This window comes from Uniformispora flossi, from assembly GCF_049534875.1.
Taxonomy (GTDB): domain Bacteria; phylum Actinomycetota; class Actinomycetes; order Streptomycetales; family Streptomycetaceae; genus Yinghuangia; species Yinghuangia aomiensis.
The window spans coordinates 878,896-898,226 of sequence record NZ_JBMULZ010000001.1 but is presented as its reverse complement, the minus strand read 5'-3'; the positions used below and the strand labels follow the sequence as shown (position 1 = coordinate 898,226).

The 19,331-nt window shown below is 72.1% G+C and carries 20 protein-coding genes; 13 read left to right on the top strand and 7 right to left on the bottom strand.

Annotated elements, in window-relative coordinates; translation table 11 throughout:
* Positions 1–2: 2 nt before the first annotated feature.
* The 3 genes from shc to ACPA54_RS03995 are packed head-to-tail and all read left to right on the top strand — an operon-like array spanning position 3 to position 4,082.
* Positions 3–1,907, top strand: a complete 1,905-nt coding sequence (shc, locus tag ACPA54_RS04005) for a squalene--hopene cyclase (RefSeq protein WP_423526770.1) — start codon at positions 3–5, stop codon at positions 1,905–1,907.
* Complete coding sequence (locus ACPA54_RS04000) at positions 1,904–2,734, top strand: phosphorylase family protein (protein ID WP_423526768.1); 831 nt, start codon at positions 1,904–1,906, stop codon at positions 2,732–2,734. Before shc ends, ACPA54_RS04000 begins: the two co-directional genes overlap by 4 nt.
* Positions 2,706–4,082 (top strand): aspartate aminotransferase family protein, encoded by a 1,377-nt coding sequence (locus ACPA54_RS03995; protein WP_423526766.1) that lies wholly within the window; start codon positions 2,706–2,708, stop codon positions 4,080–4,082. Before ACPA54_RS04000 ends, ACPA54_RS03995 begins: the two co-directional genes overlap by 29 nt.
* Before the next feature lie 107 nt (positions 4,083–4,189).
* Here the strand turns inward: ACPA54_RS03995 and ACPA54_RS03990 are convergent, their stop codons facing one another.
* Both ACPA54_RS03990 and ACPA54_RS03985 read right to left on the bottom strand, forming a co-directional pair.
* Positions 4,190–5,086: a hypothetical protein gene (locus tag ACPA54_RS03990; RefSeq protein ID WP_423526765.1), complete on the bottom strand. Its 897-nt coding sequence runs from the start codon at positions 5,084–5,086 to the stop codon at positions 4,190–4,192.
* Positions 5,087–5,109: 23 nt separating this feature from the next.
* Positions 5,110–5,622: a SigE family RNA polymerase sigma factor gene (locus tag ACPA54_RS03985; protein WP_423526763.1), complete on the bottom strand. Its 513-nt coding sequence runs from the start codon at positions 5,620–5,622 to the stop codon at positions 5,110–5,112.
* Positions 5,623–5,783: 161 nt separating this feature from the next.
* Between ACPA54_RS03985 and ACPA54_RS03980 the strand changes: the two genes are divergently transcribed.
* The 6 genes from ACPA54_RS03980 (at position 5,784) to ACPA54_RS03955 (ending at position 10,707) form a co-directional block, all read left to right on the top strand.
* Positions 5,784–6,350, top strand: coding sequence for a hypothetical protein (locus ACPA54_RS03980; protein ID WP_423526761.1), 567 nt, complete (start codon positions 5,784–5,786; stop codon positions 6,348–6,350).
* A gap of 59 nt (positions 6,351–6,409) precedes the next feature.
* Complete coding sequence (locus tag ACPA54_RS03975) at positions 6,410–7,324, top strand: amidohydrolase family protein (RefSeq protein WP_423526760.1); 915 nt, start codon at positions 6,410–6,412, stop codon at positions 7,322–7,324.
* Positions 7,321–8,514: an amidohydrolase family protein gene (locus ACPA54_RS03970; RefSeq protein ID WP_423526758.1), complete on the top strand. Its 1,194-nt coding sequence runs from the start codon at positions 7,321–7,323 to the stop codon at positions 8,512–8,514. Before ACPA54_RS03975 ends, ACPA54_RS03970 begins: the two co-directional genes overlap by 4 nt.
* Positions 8,515–8,525: 11 nt before the next feature.
* Positions 8,526–9,341 carry an SDR family NAD(P)-dependent oxidoreductase gene (locus ACPA54_RS03965; RefSeq protein WP_423526756.1) on the top strand — a complete coding sequence of 272 codons (816 nt, stop codon included), beginning with the start codon at positions 8,526–8,528 and terminating at the stop codon, positions 9,339–9,341.
* Positions 9,342–9,422: 81 nt separating this feature from the next.
* On the top strand, positions 9,423–9,911 hold the full coding sequence (locus ACPA54_RS03960) for a nitroreductase/quinone reductase family protein (protein WP_423526753.1): 489 nt from the start codon (positions 9,423–9,425) through the stop codon (positions 9,909–9,911).
* 118 nt (positions 9,912–10,029) lie between these two features.
* Positions 10,030–10,707: a hypothetical protein gene (locus ACPA54_RS03955; protein ID WP_423526752.1), complete on the top strand. Its 678-nt coding sequence runs from the start codon at positions 10,030–10,032 to the stop codon at positions 10,705–10,707.
* 10 nt (positions 10,708–10,717) lie between these two features.
* Here the strand turns inward: ACPA54_RS03955 and ACPA54_RS03950 are convergent, their stop codons facing one another.
* Positions 10,718–11,470 (bottom strand): class I SAM-dependent methyltransferase, encoded by a 753-nt coding sequence (locus ACPA54_RS03950; RefSeq protein ID WP_423526750.1) that lies wholly within the window; start codon positions 11,468–11,470, stop codon positions 10,718–10,720.
* A gap of 89 nt (positions 11,471–11,559) precedes the next feature.
* Positions 11,560–11,976: an SRPBCC family protein gene (locus ACPA54_RS03945; protein ID WP_423526748.1), complete on the bottom strand. Its 417-nt coding sequence runs from the start codon at positions 11,974–11,976 to the stop codon at positions 11,560–11,562.
* Between the two features lie 191 nt (positions 11,977–12,167).
* Between ACPA54_RS03945 and ACPA54_RS03940 the strand changes: the two genes are divergently transcribed.
* Positions 12,168–12,509: a VOC family protein gene (locus ACPA54_RS03940; protein WP_423526746.1), complete on the top strand. Its 342-nt coding sequence runs from the start codon at positions 12,168–12,170 to the stop codon at positions 12,507–12,509.
* Positions 12,510–12,523: 14 nt separating this feature from the next.
* Here ACPA54_RS03940 and ACPA54_RS03935 read toward each other — a convergent pair whose 3' ends face one another.
* Positions 12,524–13,930 (bottom strand): acyl-CoA synthetase, encoded by a 1,407-nt coding sequence (locus ACPA54_RS03935; RefSeq protein ID WP_423526744.1) that lies wholly within the window; start codon positions 13,928–13,930, stop codon positions 12,524–12,526.
* Between the two features lie 269 nt (positions 13,931–14,199).
* Positions 14,200–15,795 (bottom strand): MFS transporter, encoded by a 1,596-nt coding sequence (locus ACPA54_RS03930; RefSeq protein WP_423526743.1) that lies wholly within the window; start codon positions 15,793–15,795, stop codon positions 14,200–14,202.
* 86 nt (positions 15,796–15,881) lie between these two features.
* Here ACPA54_RS03930 and ACPA54_RS03925 point away from each other — a divergent pair, with 86 nt between their 5' ends.
* Together ACPA54_RS03925 and ACPA54_RS03920 are read left to right on the top strand one after the other, a co-directional pair.
* Positions 15,882–16,580 (top strand): TetR/AcrR family transcriptional regulator C-terminal domain-containing protein, encoded by a 699-nt coding sequence (locus ACPA54_RS03925; protein ID WP_423526741.1) that lies wholly within the window; start codon positions 15,882–15,884, stop codon positions 16,578–16,580.
* A gap of 97 nt (positions 16,581–16,677) precedes the next feature.
* Positions 16,678–17,520 carry a hypothetical protein gene (locus ACPA54_RS03920; protein ID WP_423526739.1) on the top strand — a complete coding sequence of 281 codons (843 nt, stop codon included), beginning with the start codon at positions 16,678–16,680 and terminating at the stop codon, positions 17,518–17,520.
* Between the two features lie 41 nt (positions 17,521–17,561).
* Here ACPA54_RS03920 and ACPA54_RS03915 read toward each other — a convergent pair whose 3' ends face one another.
* Positions 17,562–18,371, bottom strand: a complete 810-nt coding sequence (locus tag ACPA54_RS03915) for a (2Fe-2S)-binding protein (protein WP_423526737.1) — start codon at positions 18,369–18,371, stop codon at positions 17,562–17,564.
* A gap of 205 nt (positions 18,372–18,576) precedes the next feature.
* Between ACPA54_RS03915 and ACPA54_RS03910 the strand changes: the two genes are divergently transcribed.
* Complete coding sequence (locus ACPA54_RS03910) at positions 18,577–19,158, top strand: TerD family protein (RefSeq protein ID WP_423526735.1); 582 nt, start codon at positions 18,577–18,579, stop codon at positions 19,156–19,158.
* The last annotated feature ends 173 nt before the right edge of the window (positions 19,159–19,331 follow it).

Here is a 19,331-nt window from a genome sequence, read left to right as displayed (position 1 = left end):
TCATGACGGTGACCGTCCGGACCGAAGCCGGTCACGTCCCGGACCAGGCGAAGGACACGCTGGACCGGGCCGTGGCGCACTTGCTCTCCGTGCAGAGCGACGTGGGCTGGTGGAAGGGCGAGCTGGAAACCAACGTCACGATGGACGCCGAGGACTTGCTGTTCCGCGAGTTCCTCGGCATCCGCTCCGCCGAGCAGACCGAGCAGACCGCCCGCTGGATCCGGTCGAACCAGCGCGAGGACGGGACGTGGGCGTCGTTCCGCGGCGGGCCCGCGGAACTGTCCACGACCGTCGAGGCGTACGTCGCCCTCAAGCTCGCCGGGGACTCCCCCGACGCCGAGCACATGCAGCGCGCCGCCGCGTTCATCCGCGAACACGGCGGTGTGCCGCACACCCGGGTCTTCACCCGGATCTGGCTGGCCCTCTTCGGCTGGGCCTCGTGGGACGAACTCCCGGTCATGCCACCGGAGTTGATCTACTTCCCCAAGTGGTTCCCGCTCAACGTCTACGACTTCGCGTGCTGGGCGCGGCAGACCATCGTGCCGCTCACGATCGTGAACGCGTTCCGCCCGGTGCGGAAGTCGCCCTTCCCGCTGGACGAGTTGGCGCCGACCGGGTTCGTGCCGCCCAAGCCGATCGACACCGACCCGTGGTCGAAGTTCTTCCGCACGGCCGACAAGGCGCTGCACGTCTACAGCAAGAAGCCGGTGCAGCCGCTGCGCCGCAACGCGATGCGCCGCGCGACGCAGTGGATCATCCAGCGGCAGGAAGCCGACGGCGGGTGGGGCGGCATCCAGCCGCCGTGGGTGTACTCGCTGATGGCGCTGCACCTGATGGGCTACCCGCTGAACCACCCGGTGATGGCGCAGGGCATCAAGGGTCTGGACGGGTTCACCATCTGGGAGGACACGCCCGAGGGCACCGTGCGCCGGTTCGAGGCGTGCCAGTCGCCGGTGTGGGACACCGGCCTGTCCTTGGTGGCGCTGCGTGACGCGGGTCTCCCGCGGGACCATCCGCAGGTGGTCAAGGCCGCCGACTGGCTGCTGGGCGAGGAGATCCGCGAGCGCGGGGACTGGGCGGTGCGCCGTCCGAACCTCGAACCGGGCGGCTGGGCCTTCGAGTTCGCCAACGACTACTACCCGGACACGGACGACACCGCCGAGGTGGTCATGGGGCTGCGCTACGCGGAGCACCCGGACCCCGAGCGCAAGGCCGCCGTTCTGGGACGCGCCGAGGTGTGGACCGCGGGCATGCGCAGCAAGGACGGCGGCTGGGGCGCGTTCGACGCGGACAACACCAGCATGCTGCCGTTGAAGCTGCCGTTCTGCGACTTCGGCGCGGTCATCGACCCGCCGTCGGCGGACGTGACGGCGCACATCGTCGAGATGTTCGCCGAGTCCGGGCCGGAGTACCGCGACCAGGTCGTCGAGGGCGTCCGCTGGCTGCTGCGCAACCAGGAGCCGGACGGGTCGTGGTTCGGCCGCTGGGGCGCGAACTACATCTACGGCACCGGCGCGGTCGTTCCGGCCTTGGTGCTCGCCGGTGTCGATCCGCGGCACAGCGCGATCCGGCGCGCGGTGCGGTGGCTGTACAAGGTGCAGAACGAAGACGGCGGCTGGGGCGAGGACTTGCGGTCGTACGTCGACAAGTCCTGGGCGGGCAAGGGTGATTCGACCGCCTCGCAGACCGCCTGGGCACTGATGGCGCTGCTCGCAGCCGGCGAGCGGGGCCCGGCGGTGGACCGCGGCGCGGCCTGGCTGGCGACCCGGCAGAACGCCGAAGGCGGTTGGGACGAGCCGCAGTTCACCGGCACGGGCTTCCCCGGCGACTTCTACATCAAGTACCACATGTACCGGATCGTTTTTCCGATCATGGCGCTCGGCCGCTACGTGAAGACGGCCGCGTGACCGACGCGGGGGATCGGCGGGACGCGCAGGGCCGAGGGGTCGTCGCCGCCCCGCTGCGGATCGAGGCACACGCCCTCGGCCGCGGCGGGGCGGTCCCCGTGGTGCGCACCGGCATGGGGGAGCGCAAGTCGCGCAATGCCGCGGTGCGGCTGCGGTCGGTGCCCGCGCTGGTGATCGCGGGCATGGGCGCGGGGATGCGCGGGCTCAAGCCCGGCGAGGTGGTCGTGGCCACCGAGGTACGCGATCCGTCCGGCCACGTGCGGGTCTGCCCGTGGGCCGACGAGGTGGCGGCGGCGCTGCGCGAGGCCGCGGCGTCGGCGTCGCTGGGGCCGGTGGTGCATACGGGGCCGGTGGCGACGGTGCGCAAGCTGGTGCGGCCGGCCGAGCGGGAGGCGCTCGCCGCGCGGGGCGTGGTGGCGGCGGACATGGAGTCGTCGTTCCTGCTCGGCGGGAGTGCCGAGGACCGGCCGTGGGCGGTCGTGCGGGTGGTGTCGGATGCGCCGGGGCACGAGCTGCTGCGGCCGGGGATCGTGCGCAACGGGCTCAAGGCCTACACGTCGCTGAAGGTGGTCGCCCCGGTACTGTCCGCGTGGCTGCGCGGCCCGCATCCGGCGGCGGCGCCCGACGAAACCGCGGACCCGGCGGTGTCGTCCGCACCGGACGGGCGGAACGAGGCAGACTTGACCCGGACGCCCAAGGCGCCTGGGGCACAGGCACCCCAAGCCCAGGGACCCCGGGCACCCGAGGCACCCCAGGCACCCCAGGCACCCGGCATGGTGAGCGAACAGGACGGTGGCGATGACGTTCGACCTCGGCGAGACGCTTGAGCAGTACCGCGGGCAGGAATTCGAGCTGACCGCGAAGCATCTGAACCCGCAGCTGCCGCGCGTCCTGCAGACCATCGGTTTCCACCGCGACTACGTGCGTGCCGAAGGCCCGTACCTGTACGACGAGACCGGCGCCGAATACCTCGACTTCCTGTCCGGCTTCGGCACCTACGGGGTCGGCCGCCACCACCCGGTGGTGCGCAAGGCGATGCAGGACGTGATCGCGCTCGACCTGCCGGACATCGTGCACTTCGCGACGCCGACGCTCGCCGTCGCGCTCGCGGACCGGCTGCTCAAGACGACGCCGCACCTGGACCGCGTGTACTTCTGCAACAGCGGCACCGAAGCGGTCGAGGCGGCGCTGAAGTTCGCCCGCTTCGCGACGGGCCGCAAGCGGATCGTGTACGTCGACCACGCGTTCCACGGCCTGACCACGGGTTCGCTGTCGGTCAACGGCGCGAAGGAGTTCCGCAAGGGCTTCGAACCGCTGCTGCCGGACTCCGCGATCAAGCTGGGCGACCTGGACGCGCTGGAGCGCGAGCTGAAGCGCGGCGACGTCGCGGCGTTCATCATGGAGCCGATCCAGGGCAAGGGCGTGCTGATCCCGCCGCCCGGCTTCATGGCGGCCGCGCAGAAGCTGCTGCGGCAGCACGGCGCGCTGCTGATCGCCGACGAGGTGCAGGTCGGCATGGGCCGCACCGGCAAGTTCTGGGCGTACGAGTGGGAGGACGGTGTCGAGCCGGACATCGTCACGGTCGCCAAGGCGCTGTCCGGCGGCTACGTGCCGATCGGCGCGACGATCACCAAGGACTGGATCTTCAAGAAGGTCTACTCGACGATGGACCGCGTCCTGGTCCACGACTGCACGTTCGGCGGCAACAACCAGGCGATGGCGGCCGGCCTCGCGACGCTCGCGGTCCTGGAGGACGAGGACCTGGTGGGCAACTGCCAACGTATGGGCGACGCGTTCCAGGCGGCGCTGAAGCCGCTGCAGGACAAGTACGAGCTGTTCGCCGACGTGCGCGGCCGCGGCCTCATGGTGGGCCTGGAGTTCGGCAAGCCGCGCTCGCTCAAGCTGCGGGCCGGCTGGTCCACGCTGAAGGCGGCGCGGACGGGCTTGTTCGCCCAGATGGTGGTCGTGCCGCTGTTCCAGCGCCACCGGATGCTCACCCAGGTCGCGGGCGACCACATGGACGTCATCAAGCTGCTTCCGCCGTATGTGATCGGGCAGCACGACGTGGACAACTTCACGGCCGCGTTCGTGGACGTGATGGACGACGCGCACAAGGGCACCGGTCTGATGTGGGACTTCGGGCGGACGCTGATCAAGCAGGCGCTGACCCGCTGACCGGCTGACCGGCTGACCGGCTGACCAGTCCTGCGGGGAGATGCGTGCGGCCCCGGCCTTCCAGGCCGGGGCCGCACGCGCGTCCGCCGTGGCGGAGCCGGTCGAGGTCAGCGGTGGGCCGGAGGGCTGGAAGCGGGCGGGTGTGAACCCGACGTCAGCGGCGGCAGGTCTATCGTTGCCGGGGGGCTCGGGACCCGGGTCGGGGCGCCCGTCGGTGCCGGGGGCAGCGGAACGTATGCGGTCAGCAGCGGCCGCCACGCGTCGCTGGTGACGATGCCGATGCCCTGCTCGTCGGTGAGCGGCAGCTGCGGCTGAGTGGGCGTGGCGTTGTCGGAGATCGTGCCGTTCGCATAGCTGAGCGTGACCATCGTGCCGCCGGACACGGCCTCGAAGCGCCGGTTCTGCAGCCCGGTCTTGGCGCTGGTTCCGCCGTAGGTGCCGACGAGCGTGCCGTTGGTCAGCACGCACTGCCCGTAGTTGCCCTCCACCGGCGTGGGCCTACCGTTGACCAGTTCGCAGCCGAACCACTGCTTGCCGACCAAGCCGACGACGACCTCGACGAGCCCCTGTCCGGTCTGCCAGTCCACCGTGGCGTAGATGCCGCCGTCGCGGCCCGTGTACACCCGGGTGGTCTTCGTGCCGCCGGGAAGCAACTGCTCGATGGCCGGGCGGAGTTGCGCGGCCAGGGGGTTGTCGGAGACCGGCTGTTCCGGGAACCGCGGGTCTCCTTGGAGGGTGGCCTCCTGCGGTGTCGCGGAAGCCGAGGGCCCCGCGGCGGGCCCGGCGACCGACGCCCCACTCGGGCCCAGCGCCGACACCACGGTGATGCCGCCCGCGAGGATCCCGACGGCGAGCGCGGTGCCCGCCGCCGCGGCGGCCCTGCGGCGCCGGGCCCGGCGGCGGCCGCCCGCCGCGGCGCGGTCCGCGATGCCGGGCATCGGCGGGCCGGGGGAGGCGTCGAGTTCGGCGTTCAGCAGGTCTTTGAAGCGGTCTTCGGTCAGCATGCCGGTTTCTCTTCTCGCGCTCGTCACGACGTCGACAGGGAAGGCAGGTCGGTACCCAGCAGGTCACGCAACTGCGCGAGGCCGCGCGGACCCGCGCTCTTGACCGCGGACACCGACATGCCGAGCAACTCGGCGGTGCTCTCCAGGCTTTGGTCCTCCCAATAGCGCAGGATCAGCACTGCTCGGGTGCGCGGTGGAAGCCTCATGAGCGCCGCGCGCAAGGTCAGCCGCAACTCGGCACTGCCGCCGTCGACGGCGGGCCGGTCGAGTTCGCGGACGTCCAGGCCGGTGACTTCCCCGGAGCTGCGCAATCGCCGTCTGTCCAGATAGGCGTTGAGGACGATGCGTTTCGCGTACGCCTCCGGGTTGTCGGCGCGTTCCACGCGTCGCCACGCCACGTAGACCTTCTCCAGCGCGGTCTGCGTCAGGTCCTCCGCGAGATGCCAGTCGCCGCACACCAGGTACGCGGTCTGGCGCAGACGCGGCGCGGCGGCCTCGGCGAATTCGGTGAAGCCCTCGCGGGTGCTCCTGCGCATTGCTGCTCCTTCGTGGTGGCCTTCCACAGACGAGACGGGTCGGGCGCCCCGAGAGGTCGCAGACGGAGTCGTGAAGGTTCTGCACGCAGTCTGCACATGTTGTGTGACCAGGGGCTTTACCGGCCCGGAGGGGTTGTCCGGCGGGTCTAGCGTCCGGTGCCATGACCACCCACGCGATATCCCCCGCGCACCACATGAGACGCATACGTGTCTGGCTCGCCGTTTTCCTGGCCGGCCTCGTCGTCAGCGGACTGACCGCGTTCCCGCTGGAGACCGAGACGGCTTGGCTGGCCGACCTCGCGCACCGCGCGAGCTGGCTGCCGTCCGACGTCGTGGCCTGGATCGACCGGACGCGCGAAGGCGTCGCGGTGACGAACGCGCACTATCCGTTCCTGGCGTACGGCACCGACTGGCTGGCCTTCGCCCACCTGATGATCGCCGCCGCCTTCTGGGGCCCGCTGCGCGATCCCGTGCGCAACGTGTGGGTGGTGCAGTGGGGCCTGATCGCGTGCGCGGCGCTCGTCCCGTTGGCGCTGGTCTGCGGGCCGGTGCGCGGCATCCCCGTCTACTGGTCGTTGATCGACATGTCCTTCGGGTTCTTCGGGGCCATTCCGCTGCTGTTCGCCCTGCGCCACATCCGGGCCCTGGAGCGGGCCGCCGGAGCGCCCGCACAGCAAGGCCCGGCAACCTCTCCCGCGGCCAATAGGTTGACAGAGTCAATCAACTAAGTAGAGTGAAACATGTCCCAGTAGCGGCCTGAAACCCAGGCCGGCCAAGGAGGTTTCGCGTGCCCGGTTTCCCCGCCGACGTCGGCGCTGTCGACCTGATGATCGGATTCCCGAGCGCCCAGGCACGCAGCCACTACGACTTCCTCAAGCCGCAGCTCAAGGACGCGGACAGCGCCGGCATGGAGTTCCCCGCCGAGTACATGTTCAAGGGCGTGCCCAACCAGCTCGCCGACGACGAGGACCCGATCGCCACCACCGTCGCCAAGATGGACGCGTGCGGCGTCGCGATCGGCCTCGTCGGCCTGAGCGAGACCGCCCTGAAGGCCGCCGAGCGCCACCCGGGCCGGTTCCGCTTCAGCATCGAGGTCGACCCGAACGACATCACCGCCGCGGTCCGCCGCATCCGCACCGCGCACGCCGAGCACGGCATCGCCGCGGTCACCACGTTCCCGGCCGGCTGCAACCCGCAGGTGCCGGTCAGCGACCGCCGCTACTACGCGGTCTACCAGACCTGCATCGACCTGGACATCCCGATCATCTCCAACGCCGGGATCCCCGGGCCGCGCGTGCCCGCCGCCTGCCAGGACGTCATGCACTTCGACCAGGTCTGCTACGACTTCCCCGAGCTGCGCATCGTGATGCGCCACGGCGCCGAGCCGTGGGAGGACTTGGCCGTCAAGCTCATGCTCAAGTGGCCCGGCCTCTACTACATGACCTCCGCCTTCGCCCCGAAGTACTACCCCAAGGCGATCGTCGACTACGCGAACACCCGCGGCGCCGACAAGATCATGTACGCGGGCTACTACCCCATGGGCCTCTCCCTGGACCGCATCTTCCGCGAACTGCCCGACGTGCCGTTCAAGGCCGACGTGTGGCCCAAGTTCCTGCGCGACAACGCGATGCGCGTCTTCAACCTCGACCCGAAGGCCGCCGAGGCCGCGGGGCAGCCCGACAAGAAGGAGGCGGCGCGATGACCGACCGCTACACCGTCATCTCCGCCGACGGCCACGCCGGCGCGAACATGGAGACCTACCGCAACTACCTCGACTCCGCGTGGCACGAGGAGTTCGACGCCTGGCGCGGCAAGTACCGCAACCCGTTCCGCGACCTGCAGGACGACGGCCGCACCCGCAACTGGGACGACGCCCGCCGCATCGCCGAGATGGAAGCCGACGGCGTCGTCGCCGAGGTCGTCTTCCCCAACACCGTGCCGCCGTTCTTCCCGACCGGCCAGCTCATCGCCCGTCCGCCGTCCGCCGAGTCGTACGCCCGCCGCCTCGCAGGCATCCGCGCGCACAACCGCTGGCTCGCCGAGTGGTGCGGCGGCGAGCACAAGCACCGCCGGGCCGGCCTCGCGCAGATCTTCCTCAACGACATCGACGACGCGATCGCCGAAGCCAAGTGGGCCAAGGAGCAAGGCCTCGCCGGCATCCTCGTGCCGACCACCCCGCCGGACGCGGTCGGCATCACGCCCATCTACGCCCCCGACTGGGACCGGCTGTGGGAGGTCTGCCAGGACCTCGACCTCGTCGTCGTCAACCACGGCGGATCCGGCTCGCCCGACTACGGGCCCTACCCGGCCTCGAAGTTCCTGTGGATCGCCGAAGCCGCGACGTTCTTCCGCCGTCCGCTCACCCACATGCTGGTGTCCGGCGCGTTCGAGCGTTTCCCGCGCCTGAAGTTCGTCATCACCGAGCAGGGCGCCTCGTGGATCCCGCCGCTGCTGCGCCAACTCGACGCCTACCACGCGCAGATGTCGTCCGGCCGGATCGGCGAACTCGCCTACGGCGACGCCGACCGGCTGCCGCTCAAGCCGTCCGAGTACTTCGCCCGCAACGTCTGGGTCGGCGTCAGCTTCCCCAGCCCCGTCGAAGCGGACAGCCGCCACGAGATCGGCATCGACCGGTTCCTGTGGGGCAGCGACTACCCGCACGACGAAGGCACCTACCCGTACACCCGCGAGGCCCTGCGCCGCGCCTTCCCCGGCACCGACCCGGCCGACCTGCGCCGCATGCTCGCCGGGAACGCCGCCGAGGTGTACGGCTTCGACCTCGACGTCCTGGACCGCTACGCCGCCGCCTGCGGGCCCACCTACGACGAGATCGCCACCCCGCTCGGCAGCCTGCCCGCGGACAGCAACAGCCCCGCCTTCACCCGCCCCTGAGGAGCCGACCCATGTCCGAGAAGCGGTTCGCCGGACGCCGCGCCCTGGTCACCGGGGCCAGCCGCGGCATCGGCGCCTCCCTCGCCCGGCGCCTCGCCGCGGAAGGCGCGGACGTCGCCATCACCGCCCGCAGCCTCGACACCTCGGCGAAGCTGCCCGGCACCCTCGCCGAAGTCGGCGAACGCATCGCCGCGCACGGCGGCAAGGTCGCGCTGATCGGCGCCGACCTGGCCAACGAGGACGACCGCGAGCGGATCGTCCCGGAAGCCGCCGAAGCCCTCGGCGGGCCGATCGACATCCTGGTCAACAACGCCGCCATGGGCGTGTACGCGGCCGTCGCGGACTATCCGCTGCGCCGCGCCCGCCTGCACTACGAGATCAACGTCATCGCCCCGCTGCACCTGGCGCAGGCGGCGATCCCGGGGATGCGCGAGCGCGGCGAGGGCTGGATCGTCAACGTCTCCAGCGCGACCGCGAAGCCGTGGCCCGGCCCGCCGTTCGTGCTCGGCGGCACCGGTACCGGCACGACCGTCTACGGCTCGTCCAAGGCGGCCCTCAACCGGCTGACCAACGGCCTCGCCGCGGAACTGCACGGCGCGGGCATCCGGGTGAACACGGTCGAACCGCGCGCCGCGGTGATGAGCGAGGGCGCGCAGGAGCTGGTCGGGCACATTGTGCGGCCGGACCAGATCGAGACCATGGAGCAGATGGTCGAAGGGGCGCTCGCGCTGTGCGACTGCCCGGCCGACTACACCGGGCGGGTGGGCGTAAGCCTGCACCTGATCGAGGAGTTCGGGCGCACGGTGCGCTCGCTCGACGGGGTCTGACCGGCGCGTGCCGGGGCTCCCGGCACGCGTCACACACCCATTGCATTGCAAGGTCAAGTTTCGGTGATTACGCTCCCCGACATGTCGACGGATCAGCGCAACGAAGAGTTCATCGAGCCCAGCCCGGACGAGATCGTGGCCTTCACGAAGGAACACGTCAAGGGCATGGAAGGCTCGGACGAGAACGAGTGGTGGGACGTCGCGGGGATGCTCCACGTCCTCATCCAGACGGTCGGCCGCAAGACGGGCAACGTCCACAAGGTCGCGCTCCCGTACTGGGTCGACAAGGACGGCCACCGCATCGTCGTCGCGTCGTTCGCGGGCGCGGACAAGAACCCGTCGTGGTTCGTCAACCTCGCGGACAAGAAGGCCAACCCGCAGATCCTGGTGCGCGTCCAGCGGGCGACGTACTGGAGCGATGCGGAGGTCCTCGACGGCGACGACTACACCGAGACGTGGGCCGGCCTGACCGCCGACCGCGCCTACTACAACGACTACCAGACCCGTTGCACCCGCCGCATCCCGCTGGTCCGCCTCCCGGAGACCAACCTGGTGGCGACCCGCGACTGACGTGCCGGCGCGCCCCTCGGCCCGGCCCCCGCTCAGGGGGCCGGGCCGAAGTGCGTGCGTGCCCGGCAGCCGGGGGAACCGCGGGCGGGCGGCCAGGCGTCCCTGTGGCCACGGAGCCATGTCCGTTCGGGGGCAGTCCATGGTCTTGGTCTTCGCGGTGTGGGGCTTCCTCGCCGTCTTCATGGTCGTGTCGGGGTTCGCGGTGCGGCGCGCGAAACGGGCGGCTGCGCTGCGCATGGCCGAGTTCCACGTGTACGCGCAGGCAACAGGCTGGCGCACGCTGCCGCTCGACCACCCTCTCGGCCCCGCGGGCGACGGCCCGAGAGGCGCCCGTCGCGTGCTGTGCCTGGAACGCCGCACCGGCACACGCACGGTCCGGGTGGTGTGCCACCACTGGTGGGAGACCACCAGCGACGGGACCGTCACCAGTTCCACGCCGCGTTTTGCCGCCCACTATCTGGTGCCCCTGGTCGGTGGCCCCTTCCCGGACGTGGCCTTCCGGGTCCGGACCCGGCTCGGCGGCGCGGTGGTCCCCGTGCGCGGTCCCGGCACCGGCGACGCCGGCTTCGACCGGCGATTCCTGGTGGTCGGGCCCGGTGGCGTCGCGCTCGCGAGGCTGCTCCCGCCGCCGATGCGGCACGCGATGCTGACCGGTGCGGTTCCGCCTTGGTCGATCGTGTCCGGTGTGCTGGTCACCCTCTTCCCGAGCCACCCGGCCGTCGCCGACCTGAATCCGCGTGCCGAGGCAGCCGTCAGGCTCGCCGCGCTCGTCGAGGGCGACGTTCCGTGGGCATGATGCCGGAAGGTCAGCGGCCACGCTTGCGGCTCACGAGCGTGCCCGTCACATACGGCAGTTCCACCGGATCCGGAAGCTTCGGCAGGTACGCCCGCACCCGCCCGAACAGGGCTGTCCGTTCGTGCTCAGGCATGGCCACCACGTAGCTGAACGTACCGACGCGTTCGAGCAGTTGCTCGTGTGTCAGCCGGTCCGTCCAGTGGAAGTCGCGGCGCACCGCGGGTTCGTAGCGGCCATTCGCGTCGAGGTCCGTGCCCAGATCCCGGTCGACCAGGTAGGGCCGGAACCCCTCCCAGCGCGTCGCCGCGCCCAACTCGGCCGCCCACGGCTCGCTTTGGTCGCGTTCGTTCCACAGCACCGCGAGGGCGCCGCCCGGCCGCAGCACCCGGGCGATCTCGCGCAGCGCGGCCGGCGCGTCGAACCAGTGGAACGCCTGCGCCACAACGACGGCGTCGAACTGGGCGTCACCGGCCGGGATCTGCTCCGCGGTGCCGTCCACGAGCCGCACGTCGGGCAGTTCGGCGACGAAGGTCTCGCGCATCGCGGGCGCGGGCTCGACGGCCGTCACGTCGGTCCCCAGCGCGACGAGTTCGCGGGTCATGCGGCCGGTGCCGGCGGCCAGGTCGAGCACGTGGGCGTCCGGGACCAGACCCGCGGCCTCGGCCACATAGGCGAGTACCTCGGGGCGGTAGGCGGGGCGGGCGCGGTGGTAGACGTCGGTTCCGGTGGCGAAGCCGCGGCGGGCCAGATCCTCGTTCGTCATACCGGCATCTTGCCCGATCCGTTTCGTTGGCACCGGAACTCGGCTCGGGCGCTGGGCCGTTCGCGCCCCGGGCGCGTACCCCCGGACGATCACTCGGCCGCGCGGCGCAGTAGCCCCTCCATGGCCTCGGGGAAGTCCTCGGTGATCATCGGCCCGACCTCCGGACCGGCGGCGTCGGCGCCGGGGCCGTCGATCTCCAGCCGGTGCACGACCCGGGTGCCGCCGGCCGGCAGCGCGACGAGGGTGTGGCTGAAGCGCAGGGTGAGGCCGTTGAACTCGGTCTCGTCCGCGTAGCGCTCGTTCTCCGTGATCTCGCTGATCGTCGACACGATCGCGTCCTGCCCGATCGGTGTCATCGACAGCTGCGAACCGACCGCGAACGGGCCGAGCAGTGCGACGGACTCCATCGACGTGTCCCAGCGGGCCCAGTTGTCGATGTCGGCGAGGACCTTCCAGATCGCCTCGCGGGTCAGCGGTGTTTCGGCGGTGTGCTCGTGCGTCCACATGGTGCGGTCTCCGTTCGGGGGAGTGCGTGCGGCCCGTCATTTGCTATGCGCGCATACTATCTCGCGGGACGGCCGGTCATCCAGCGCTGACTTGGCAAGCGCCGAGCAGGCGCGCGGAATGGCGGACCGATGAGTTTCCGGCGCCGGCGGAGTCGGTACAGGTGACACGTCGACCGCACCCGGAGGGCAGCATGGGTCCGAACCTCTTCGCGGGCGTTCCCGTCGCCGGTTACGCCGCGGCGCTGCCGTGGTACGAGCGGTTCTTCGGCAGCCCCCCGGCGTTTCTCCCGAACGACACCGAGGCGGTGTGGGAAGTGGCCGAGCACCGCTACGTCTACATCGTCGAGGACCCGGTAAGGGCGGGGAACGCCCTGGTGCTGACGTTCGTCGACGACCTCGACGAGCGGGTGGCCGCGATCGGCCGGCGGGGCATCGAGCCGGCGCGACGCGAGACATACGACGGCGGCGTGACCAAGGTGGTCTACCGGGACCCGGACGGCAACGAGATCGGCGTCGGCGGCAGCACGGGCTGACGCCGACGGGCCGCTCAGGCTTGCAGCTGCTTCTTCTGCACCTTGCCCATCGCGTTGCGGGGGAGGGCGTCGACGAGCAGGACGCGGCGCGGGCGCTTGTGCACGGACAGCGAGCGCGCCACGAAGTCCGCGAGCTCCGGCCCGGTGACACCCTCCGCCACCACGAACGCCACGATCTCCTGGCCCAGGTCGTCGTGCGGGACGCCCACCACGGCCGCCTCGCGCACCGCGTCGTGCGCCAGCAGCGCGCCCTCGACCTCGCCCGCGCCGATGCGGTAGCCGCCGGACTTGATGAGGTCGGTGGAGGCGCGGCCGACGATACGGTGCCAGCCGTCCGGGCCGACGTTGGCGACGTCGCCGGTGCGGAACCAGCCGTCGGACGTGAGGGCTTCGGCGGTGGCGTCGGGGCGGTTGAGGTAGCCGGCGAAGAGCGTCGCGCCGCGGACCTGGAGTTCGCCGACCGTCTCGCCGTCGTACGGAACCGCCGCGCCGTCCTCGCCGACCAGCCGCGTCTCCACGCCGTCGAGGGGGAGGCCGACGAAGCCCGGGCGGCGTTCGCCGTCCGCGCGGGTGCTCACCGTGATCAGGGTCTCCGTCATGCCGTACCGCTCGACCGGCGCATGCCCGGTCAGCGCGGCCAGCCGGTCGAACACCGGGACCGGCAGCGGGGCGCTGCCCGACACGAGCAGCCGGGCCCCGGCCAGCGCGGCCGCCGCGGCCGGGTCCTCGGCGACACGCGACCACACCGTGGGCACGCCGAAGTACAGGCTCCCGCCCGCTTTCGCGTAGGCCTCGGGCGTCGGCCGCCCGGTGTGCACCAGTCGCGACCCGGTGCGCAGCGCGCCCAGCACGCCGAGCACCAGTCCGTGCACGTGGAACAGCGGCAGCCCGTGTACCAGCACGTCGTCCGGCGTCCACGCCCAGGCGTCCGCGAGCGCGTCGAGGTCGGCCGCGAGCGCGCCGCGGGAGAGAAGAACTCCCTTGGGTGCCCCGGTCGTTCCGCTGGTGTAGAGGACGAACGCGGTGCTGTCCGGAGCGGGCTCCGGGTAGCTGCTCGCCGCGCGGGCCGCGGTGGCGACCGGGACGACGGGGAGCGTGATGTCGTCCCATGCACCCGGACCGCCGGGTTCCAGCAGCAGGGCCGCCCCGGAGTCGCCGAGGATGTGCGTGCGCTCGACCGGGCCGGAGTCCGGCGGTACCGGGACGACCGGCACCCCGGCGGTGAGCCCGGCGAGCGTCGCCACGACCGTGCCCAGGCTCGCGGTCGCGCGCACGGCGACCGCCGGGCTGCCCGCGATCTCGTCGGCGAGCGCGGCGGCCGCGCCGAAGAGGTCCTCGCGGCTCACCGACTCCCCGGCGACGGCCACCGCATCGGCGCGATCGGGCCCCCCGCCCGCGGACGGCGTCACAAGCGCGGACACAGCAGACCTCCCGGAGACATCCAACGGCGTGCCGCGAGCCTAGGGCGTGTCTGGTGGATCTTCACACCCCGCACGCCGCCTGGCACCGCATCCGGGCCTGGCGGCCCTCCCAGGCCGCGTTGCAGGCCCTTGCGAGTACGGACGAGTACGAGCTGCGGGCCTGCGCCTTGCGATGCACGGCACCAGACGACGTGAGGGGCGCGAATATCCACCAGACACGCCCTAACCGCGTATCGGCACGGCCAGGCCCGCGGCACCCCCGGCGCTGCTCAGGCCGCCACCGGCCGGGTGTCCGCCACCGGCCCGGACTGCTCGACGGGCTGCTCGGCCCGCGGCTCCGGGCGCATCAGCCAGGCGACCACCGCGGCCGAGAGGGCGAGCACCGCCGCGCCGGTCCACAGCGCCAGGTGCAGGCCGTCCACGAACGCCGTCTCGGACGCGTGCCGCACCACCGGCGGCGCCTGTCCGAGGTGTCCGACGCCCCCGCCGCCACCCGCGGTCACCGCGTCGACCGTGTGCCGCACGTCCGCCGCGGGCAGTCCCGCCGCGCCGAGCCGGTCGGTCAGGCTGTCCGACAGCCGGGCGGTGAGGACCGCGCCGAGCACCGCGATGCCGAACACACCGCCGAGTTCGCGCGCGGTGTTGCCGGTGGCCGACGCCATCCCGGCGCGCGCCGGGGCGACCCGGGACATGACGGTGATCGACACCGGCGACATCGCCAGCCCCATGCCGGCGCCGAGCACGGGAAGCACCCAGAAGTACGCGGCGTACGACGCGCCGACGCCGTACAGCGACAGCCCGCCCAACGCCACCGCGCACAGCGCGAGCCCGGCGACCAGCGGCACCCGCGGGTGGTAGCGCGCGGACAGCCGTCCGGCGACCGGCGCGGCCGCCATCAGCGCGACCGTCGCGGGCAGCCCGGTGTATCCGGAGCCGGCCGCCGACCAGCCGTAGATGTCCTGCATGAGCAGGCCGATGAAGAACAGCGCGCCGAACATGCCGAAGCTCACCGCGAATCCGCCCCACACCGCGGCGGCCACGAAGCGGTCGCGGAAGAACGCCAGGTCGAGCATCGGTGTCGCCACCCGCAGTTCGACGACGGCGAACAGCACGAACGCGACCGCGGACACCGACGCCGCGGCGAGCACCGGAGTCGACGACCAGCCGCGCGCGGGGCCTTCGACCAGCGCGTACACCAGCGAGCCGATGGCGATCACGCCCAGCACCAGGCCGGCCACGTCCAGACGGCCGCGGCGTTCGGCGAACTCCGGCAGGAACACCGCACCCAGCACGACGCCCGCGATGCCGATCGGCACGTTGATCCAGAAGATGCTCGCCCACCCGAACGCGTCGACCATCGGCCCGCCGACGACCGGCCCGAGCGCGAGCCCCGCGCCGGACACCCCGGACCACAGGCCGATCGCCCGGGCCCGCTCCGCGTCGTCGGTGAAGACGTGCCGGATGATCGCCATCGTCCCGGGCATCAGCAGCGCCCCGCCGAGGCCCTGCACGACGCGGCCGCCGATGAGCACGCCGAGCGAACCGGACAGCGCGCACAGCGCCGAGCCCGCGGTGAACAGGCTCAGGCCGACGAGGAACACCCGGCGGCGCCCGTAGCGGTCGCCGAGCGTACCGCCGGTGAGCAGGAACGCCGCGAACACCAGGCTGTACGCCTCCATGACCCACTGCAGGCCGCTGACTCCCGCGCCGAGATCGCGGTCGATGGTCGGCAGCGCGTTCGACACCACGACGTTGTCGAGCATCGCGATGAACAGCGCCACGCACAGGACGCCCAGGATCACGCCCTTGCGCGGCTCGCCGGGCGGTCGCGCCCCGTCCGGCCGGGGTCGTACTTCGGTGGCCACGGCCACTCTCCCTTACAGCGTTAGGGAACACTCTAACGCCGTTAGAGTGGCGGAGGGCGACCGATCCGGCAAGTAGATTTCAGGCGATGACACAGCCCCGGGAAGTGAAGAGCGCCGAGCGCGGCTCGGTGACCCGCGACGCGCTGGCCCGCGCCGGACTGGCCGTGCTCCAGCGCGACGGCCTCGACGCGCTGTCGATGCGGGCCGTCGCCGCGGAGCTGGGCGTCCGCGCGCCGTCGCTGTACTGGCACGTGCGCAGCAAGGAAGAACTCCTCGACCTGCTCGGCGACGCGCTGATGCTCGCCGCCGCGCCGGACCTCCCGGTGCGGTCCGGGGACTGGCGCACCGACCTGGGCGCGATCGCGTGGGGCTTCCGGGAGTTCCTGCGCGTCCGCCGCGACGCGGTGCGGGTGCTCGCCGGCCGCTTCCTGCACGGGCCCGGCATGTGGACCGTCATGGAGCAGCAGCTCGAAGTGCTGCACGACGCCGGATTCAGCCGCCAGGACGCCACGTTGGCGAGCTACACACTGGGGATCACCGTCACCGGCTTCATGCTCAACGAGCAGGCCGCGGTGTCCGCGGCCGAAGCCGAGGGGCGCCTCGGGCGGAGGGCCGCCGTCGACGAGATCGCCGATCTCATCGAGGGGTTGCCGGCCGACCGGTATCCGCACCTCGTGGCGTCCGCGCGGGCGATGGCCGGTCCCGATATGGACGAACGCTTCCGCTTTGTCGTGGACCGGTTTTTGGACGGACTGGAAGCACTGCCGCGCACCCTGCCAACGTGATCGTTTTTCTCCATGGCGCACGTCGGCGCCCCGGCGTACGCTTCCGCACGGCACGTCGGGTGGGGCGTGCGTGAACAGCGGGGGAGAGCGGTTTTCCATGGGTGCACAGCGGGTCGGTGGCCCGGTCATACGCACGGTCGCGGTCGCGGTGACGGGGGTCGCGCTGCTCACGTCGTGCGGGCGGTTGCAGGCCAAACAGCATCCGTTCCCGGAGGCGGTAGGCCAGTCGTCGGCATCGCCCGGCCCGTCGGCCACGGCGACGCCGCGCGGCAGCGCGTCCCCGATACCGACGGGATCGCTGCCGCCGGACCGGCTGGCGGAGCTGCCGGCCGACGAACTGCTCAAGCGGGCGCGGAAGGCCGCCGGGTCCACGCCGACCGTCCGGGTCGCGCTGCGGGCCTCCGGCGAGGGCGAGACCGTCGCCTACGACATGCTCGTCGACCTGAACACCGGTGACTTCCAAGGCAGCATGAGCCTCGGCTCCGCACACGCCGAAATCCGCAGAATCGACGGCGACGCCTGGATCAAGGCCGACAAGGCGTTCTGGGTGTCGTCGGCGAAGGCGCCGAGCAGCGTCGCCGAGACCCTCAGCAAGAAATACGTGCACGTCAGCCAATCCATGGCCGGCTGGGAGAAGTTCGTCGGCATCGCCGAAATCGCCAACCCGACGCTGCCGCTGAACGTGTTCCGCCCGAAGGAGAAGCTGTCGGTCCGGACACTTGCCGGGCAGCAGGTGATTCCGGTGGTCGGGCGCAGCGGCCCGAACACCGCGATCCTGTCGCTTGCCCTGTCCCAAGGGCTGCTGCCGGTGCGCTTTGAAGAATCGGACGGCGCCTACATGGAATGGCAGTACGGCGTCGTCGTCAACGTGGCCAAGCCGCCCGCCGGTTCCACGGTCGAGGCCCCGCAGGGGAGCGGCGTCCACCTGCCCGGAGCCTGATCCGGCCGAGGGCCCGGGGCCTCCCGGCGGTCTCCGGCCGACTACCGCCGCCCGTAGCGCTCCGCGAAATTCCGCAGGTCCGCTTCGCGTTCGGCCGGGCGGCGGCCCGGGCAGCTGGTGCACATCGGCTGGCCCGGGGCGCGGTAGAGCAGGCAGCACGAGGTGCGGTGCACGAACGTCATGCCGGGGAACGCCGTGAACCGCGGCCGCGGGACCGCGACGCCCGCGGCCTTCCCGGCCGCGGCGACCAGCGGCGCGGCGAGAGCCGCCGCGGCGTCCGGTTCGCCGATCGTGGTCCCGGCGCGCAGCAGCGCGCCCGCGATCGTGTCCACCGCGATCGCCCACCCGGCACGCGGCCGCAGCGGTGCGGCCTCCGCGAGCGCGTCGATGTACGCCGCCACCGCCTCGCCCACCACCGCACCCACGGCGGCCGGGTCCTGCCCGGCCACGCCCGAGGAGCGTGCGCCGGACGGCAGCCCGTCGCGCCGCATGTGCAGCACCGTCGCGGCCGGCCGCGGGTCGACCGCCCAGCGGGTGACCACCAGCGTCGCCAACGCCGGCGTCAGCAAGGCCGTGCTCGCCGAGAACCACCACAGCGTCGCGGCGACCCGCGCGTCGTCGATGCGGTAGCGGCGGTGCGACGCGGCCACCCGGGCGGCCAGCCACGCCGGATCGGACCAGGCCGCCATGGACACCGGTTCCTCGCCCGGCGACGGCGTCACCAGCGGCCGGTATTCGGGGCACCAGTCGGCCAGCGCCGCCTGCACCGCCTCGGCGTCGGGAGTCCGAGGGGCGTCGGAGGCGTCGGAGGCGTCGGGGCCGGCCGCGGGGTCCGGCGGAGCAGTGGGCACGGCCACCGACCGTAGCGGCCCGCTGCACACCGCGCTCACCCGGCACCGGCCTGGTCATGATCGTCCCAACATCCGACCAAGTCGCCCGCGGCGGCCGATCCCGGGTCCCAGGATTGCTGCTGGACTATGCCCCGCGGATCGCGCGGGAGCGGTACGACGACAGGGGCGCGAAGCGCCCACGGGGGACTCAGGGAGGGGTTGCGAGATGGCGGTAGTACTCGCCCAGGGCGCGCGCGTCGCGCTCGGCAAGGACGGCGAGGAGCTGGGCCGGGTGCACATGGGCCTGGGGTGGGACCCGGTCAGGCACACGACTCTGCGCCCCGGGCTGCAGGCGCTGACCGGTGTCGACCTGGACGCCGCCTGCCTGCTGTTCGACGCCGACCACCACATGGTGGACAGCGTGTGGGCGCGGCAGCTCAAGTCGAAGGACGGCGCGGTCTCGCACAGCGGCGACAACGTGACCGGCCAGGGCGACGGCGACGACGAGACGGTCACCGTCGACCTCGCCGCGCTGCCCTCGCGCGTCACCGCGCTGGTGTTCACGGCCAGTTCGTTCTCCGGCGCGGACTTCTCGAAGATCTCCGCGGCGTACTGCCGGCTGATCGAGGACGCCACCGGCGCCGAACTCGCCCGGTACGAAGTCGTCCCGACCGGCACGCACAACGCGAAGATCTTCGCCAAGATCGTCCGCGACGGCGACGGCGGCTGGACGATGACCGCGATCGGCGCCCCGGCCGTCGCGCACACGATCGACGCGCTGGTCCCGGCGATCCTGCCGCACCTCTGAGCCCAGCCGGTCCCGGACCGGTCCCGAGCTGATGCGGGGCCGGTTCAGGAGCCGATTCGGAGCCGGTTGGGAGCCGGTTCGGATCCGTTCCGTGATGCCCGGGGCTCCGCCGAACGCGGAACCCGGGACGCCACGGCCGTGGTTCGGACACGGTCCGTCAGCGTCCCGCCGGT

Coding starts and splice junctions, on each gene's coding strand:
- shc (WP_423526770.1), top strand. CDS start 3: ATGACGGTGACCGTCCGGACCGAAGCCGGTCACGTCCCGGACCAGGCG.
- ACPA54_RS03995 (WP_423526766.1), top strand. CDS start 2,706: ATGACGTTCGACCTCGGCGAGACGCTTGAGCAGTACCGCGGGCAGGAA.
- ACPA54_RS03990 (WP_423526765.1), bottom strand. CDS start 5,086: ATGCTGACCGAAGACCGCTTCAAAGACCTGCTGAACGCCGAACTCGAC.
- ACPA54_RS03985 (WP_423526763.1), bottom strand. CDS start 5,622: ATGCGCAGGAGCACCCGCGAGGGCTTCACCGAATTCGCCGAGGCCGCC.
- ACPA54_RS03980 (WP_423526761.1), top strand. CDS start 5,784: ATGACCACCCACGCGATATCCCCCGCGCACCACATGAGACGCATACGT.
- ACPA54_RS03970 (WP_423526758.1), top strand. CDS start 7,321: ATGACCGACCGCTACACCGTCATCTCCGCCGACGGCCACGCCGGCGCG.
- ACPA54_RS03965 (WP_423526756.1), top strand. CDS start 8,526: ATGTCCGAGAAGCGGTTCGCCGGACGCCGCGCCCTGGTCACCGGGGCC.
- ACPA54_RS03960 (WP_423526753.1), top strand. CDS start 9,423: ATGTCGACGGATCAGCGCAACGAAGAGTTCATCGAGCCCAGCCCGGAC.
- ACPA54_RS03955 (WP_423526752.1), top strand. CDS start 10,030: ATGTCCGTTCGGGGGCAGTCCATGGTCTTGGTCTTCGCGGTGTGGGGC.
- ACPA54_RS03950 (WP_423526750.1), bottom strand. CDS start 11,470: ATGACGAACGAGGATCTGGCCCGCCGCGGCTTCGCCACCGGAACCGAC.
- ACPA54_RS03945 (WP_423526748.1), bottom strand. CDS start 11,976: ATGTGGACGCACGAGCACACCGCCGAAACACCGCTGACCCGCGAGGCG.
- ACPA54_RS03940 (WP_423526746.1), top strand. CDS start 12,168: ATGGGTCCGAACCTCTTCGCGGGCGTTCCCGTCGCCGGTTACGCCGCG.
- ACPA54_RS03925 (WP_423526741.1), top strand. CDS start 15,882: ATGACACAGCCCCGGGAAGTGAAGAGCGCCGAGCGCGGCTCGGTGACC.
- ACPA54_RS03920 (WP_423526739.1), top strand. CDS start 16,678: ATGGGTGCACAGCGGGTCGGTGGCCCGGTCATACGCACGGTCGCGGTC.
- ACPA54_RS03910 (WP_423526735.1), top strand. CDS start 18,577: ATGGCGGTAGTACTCGCCCAGGGCGCGCGCGTCGCGCTCGGCAAGGAC.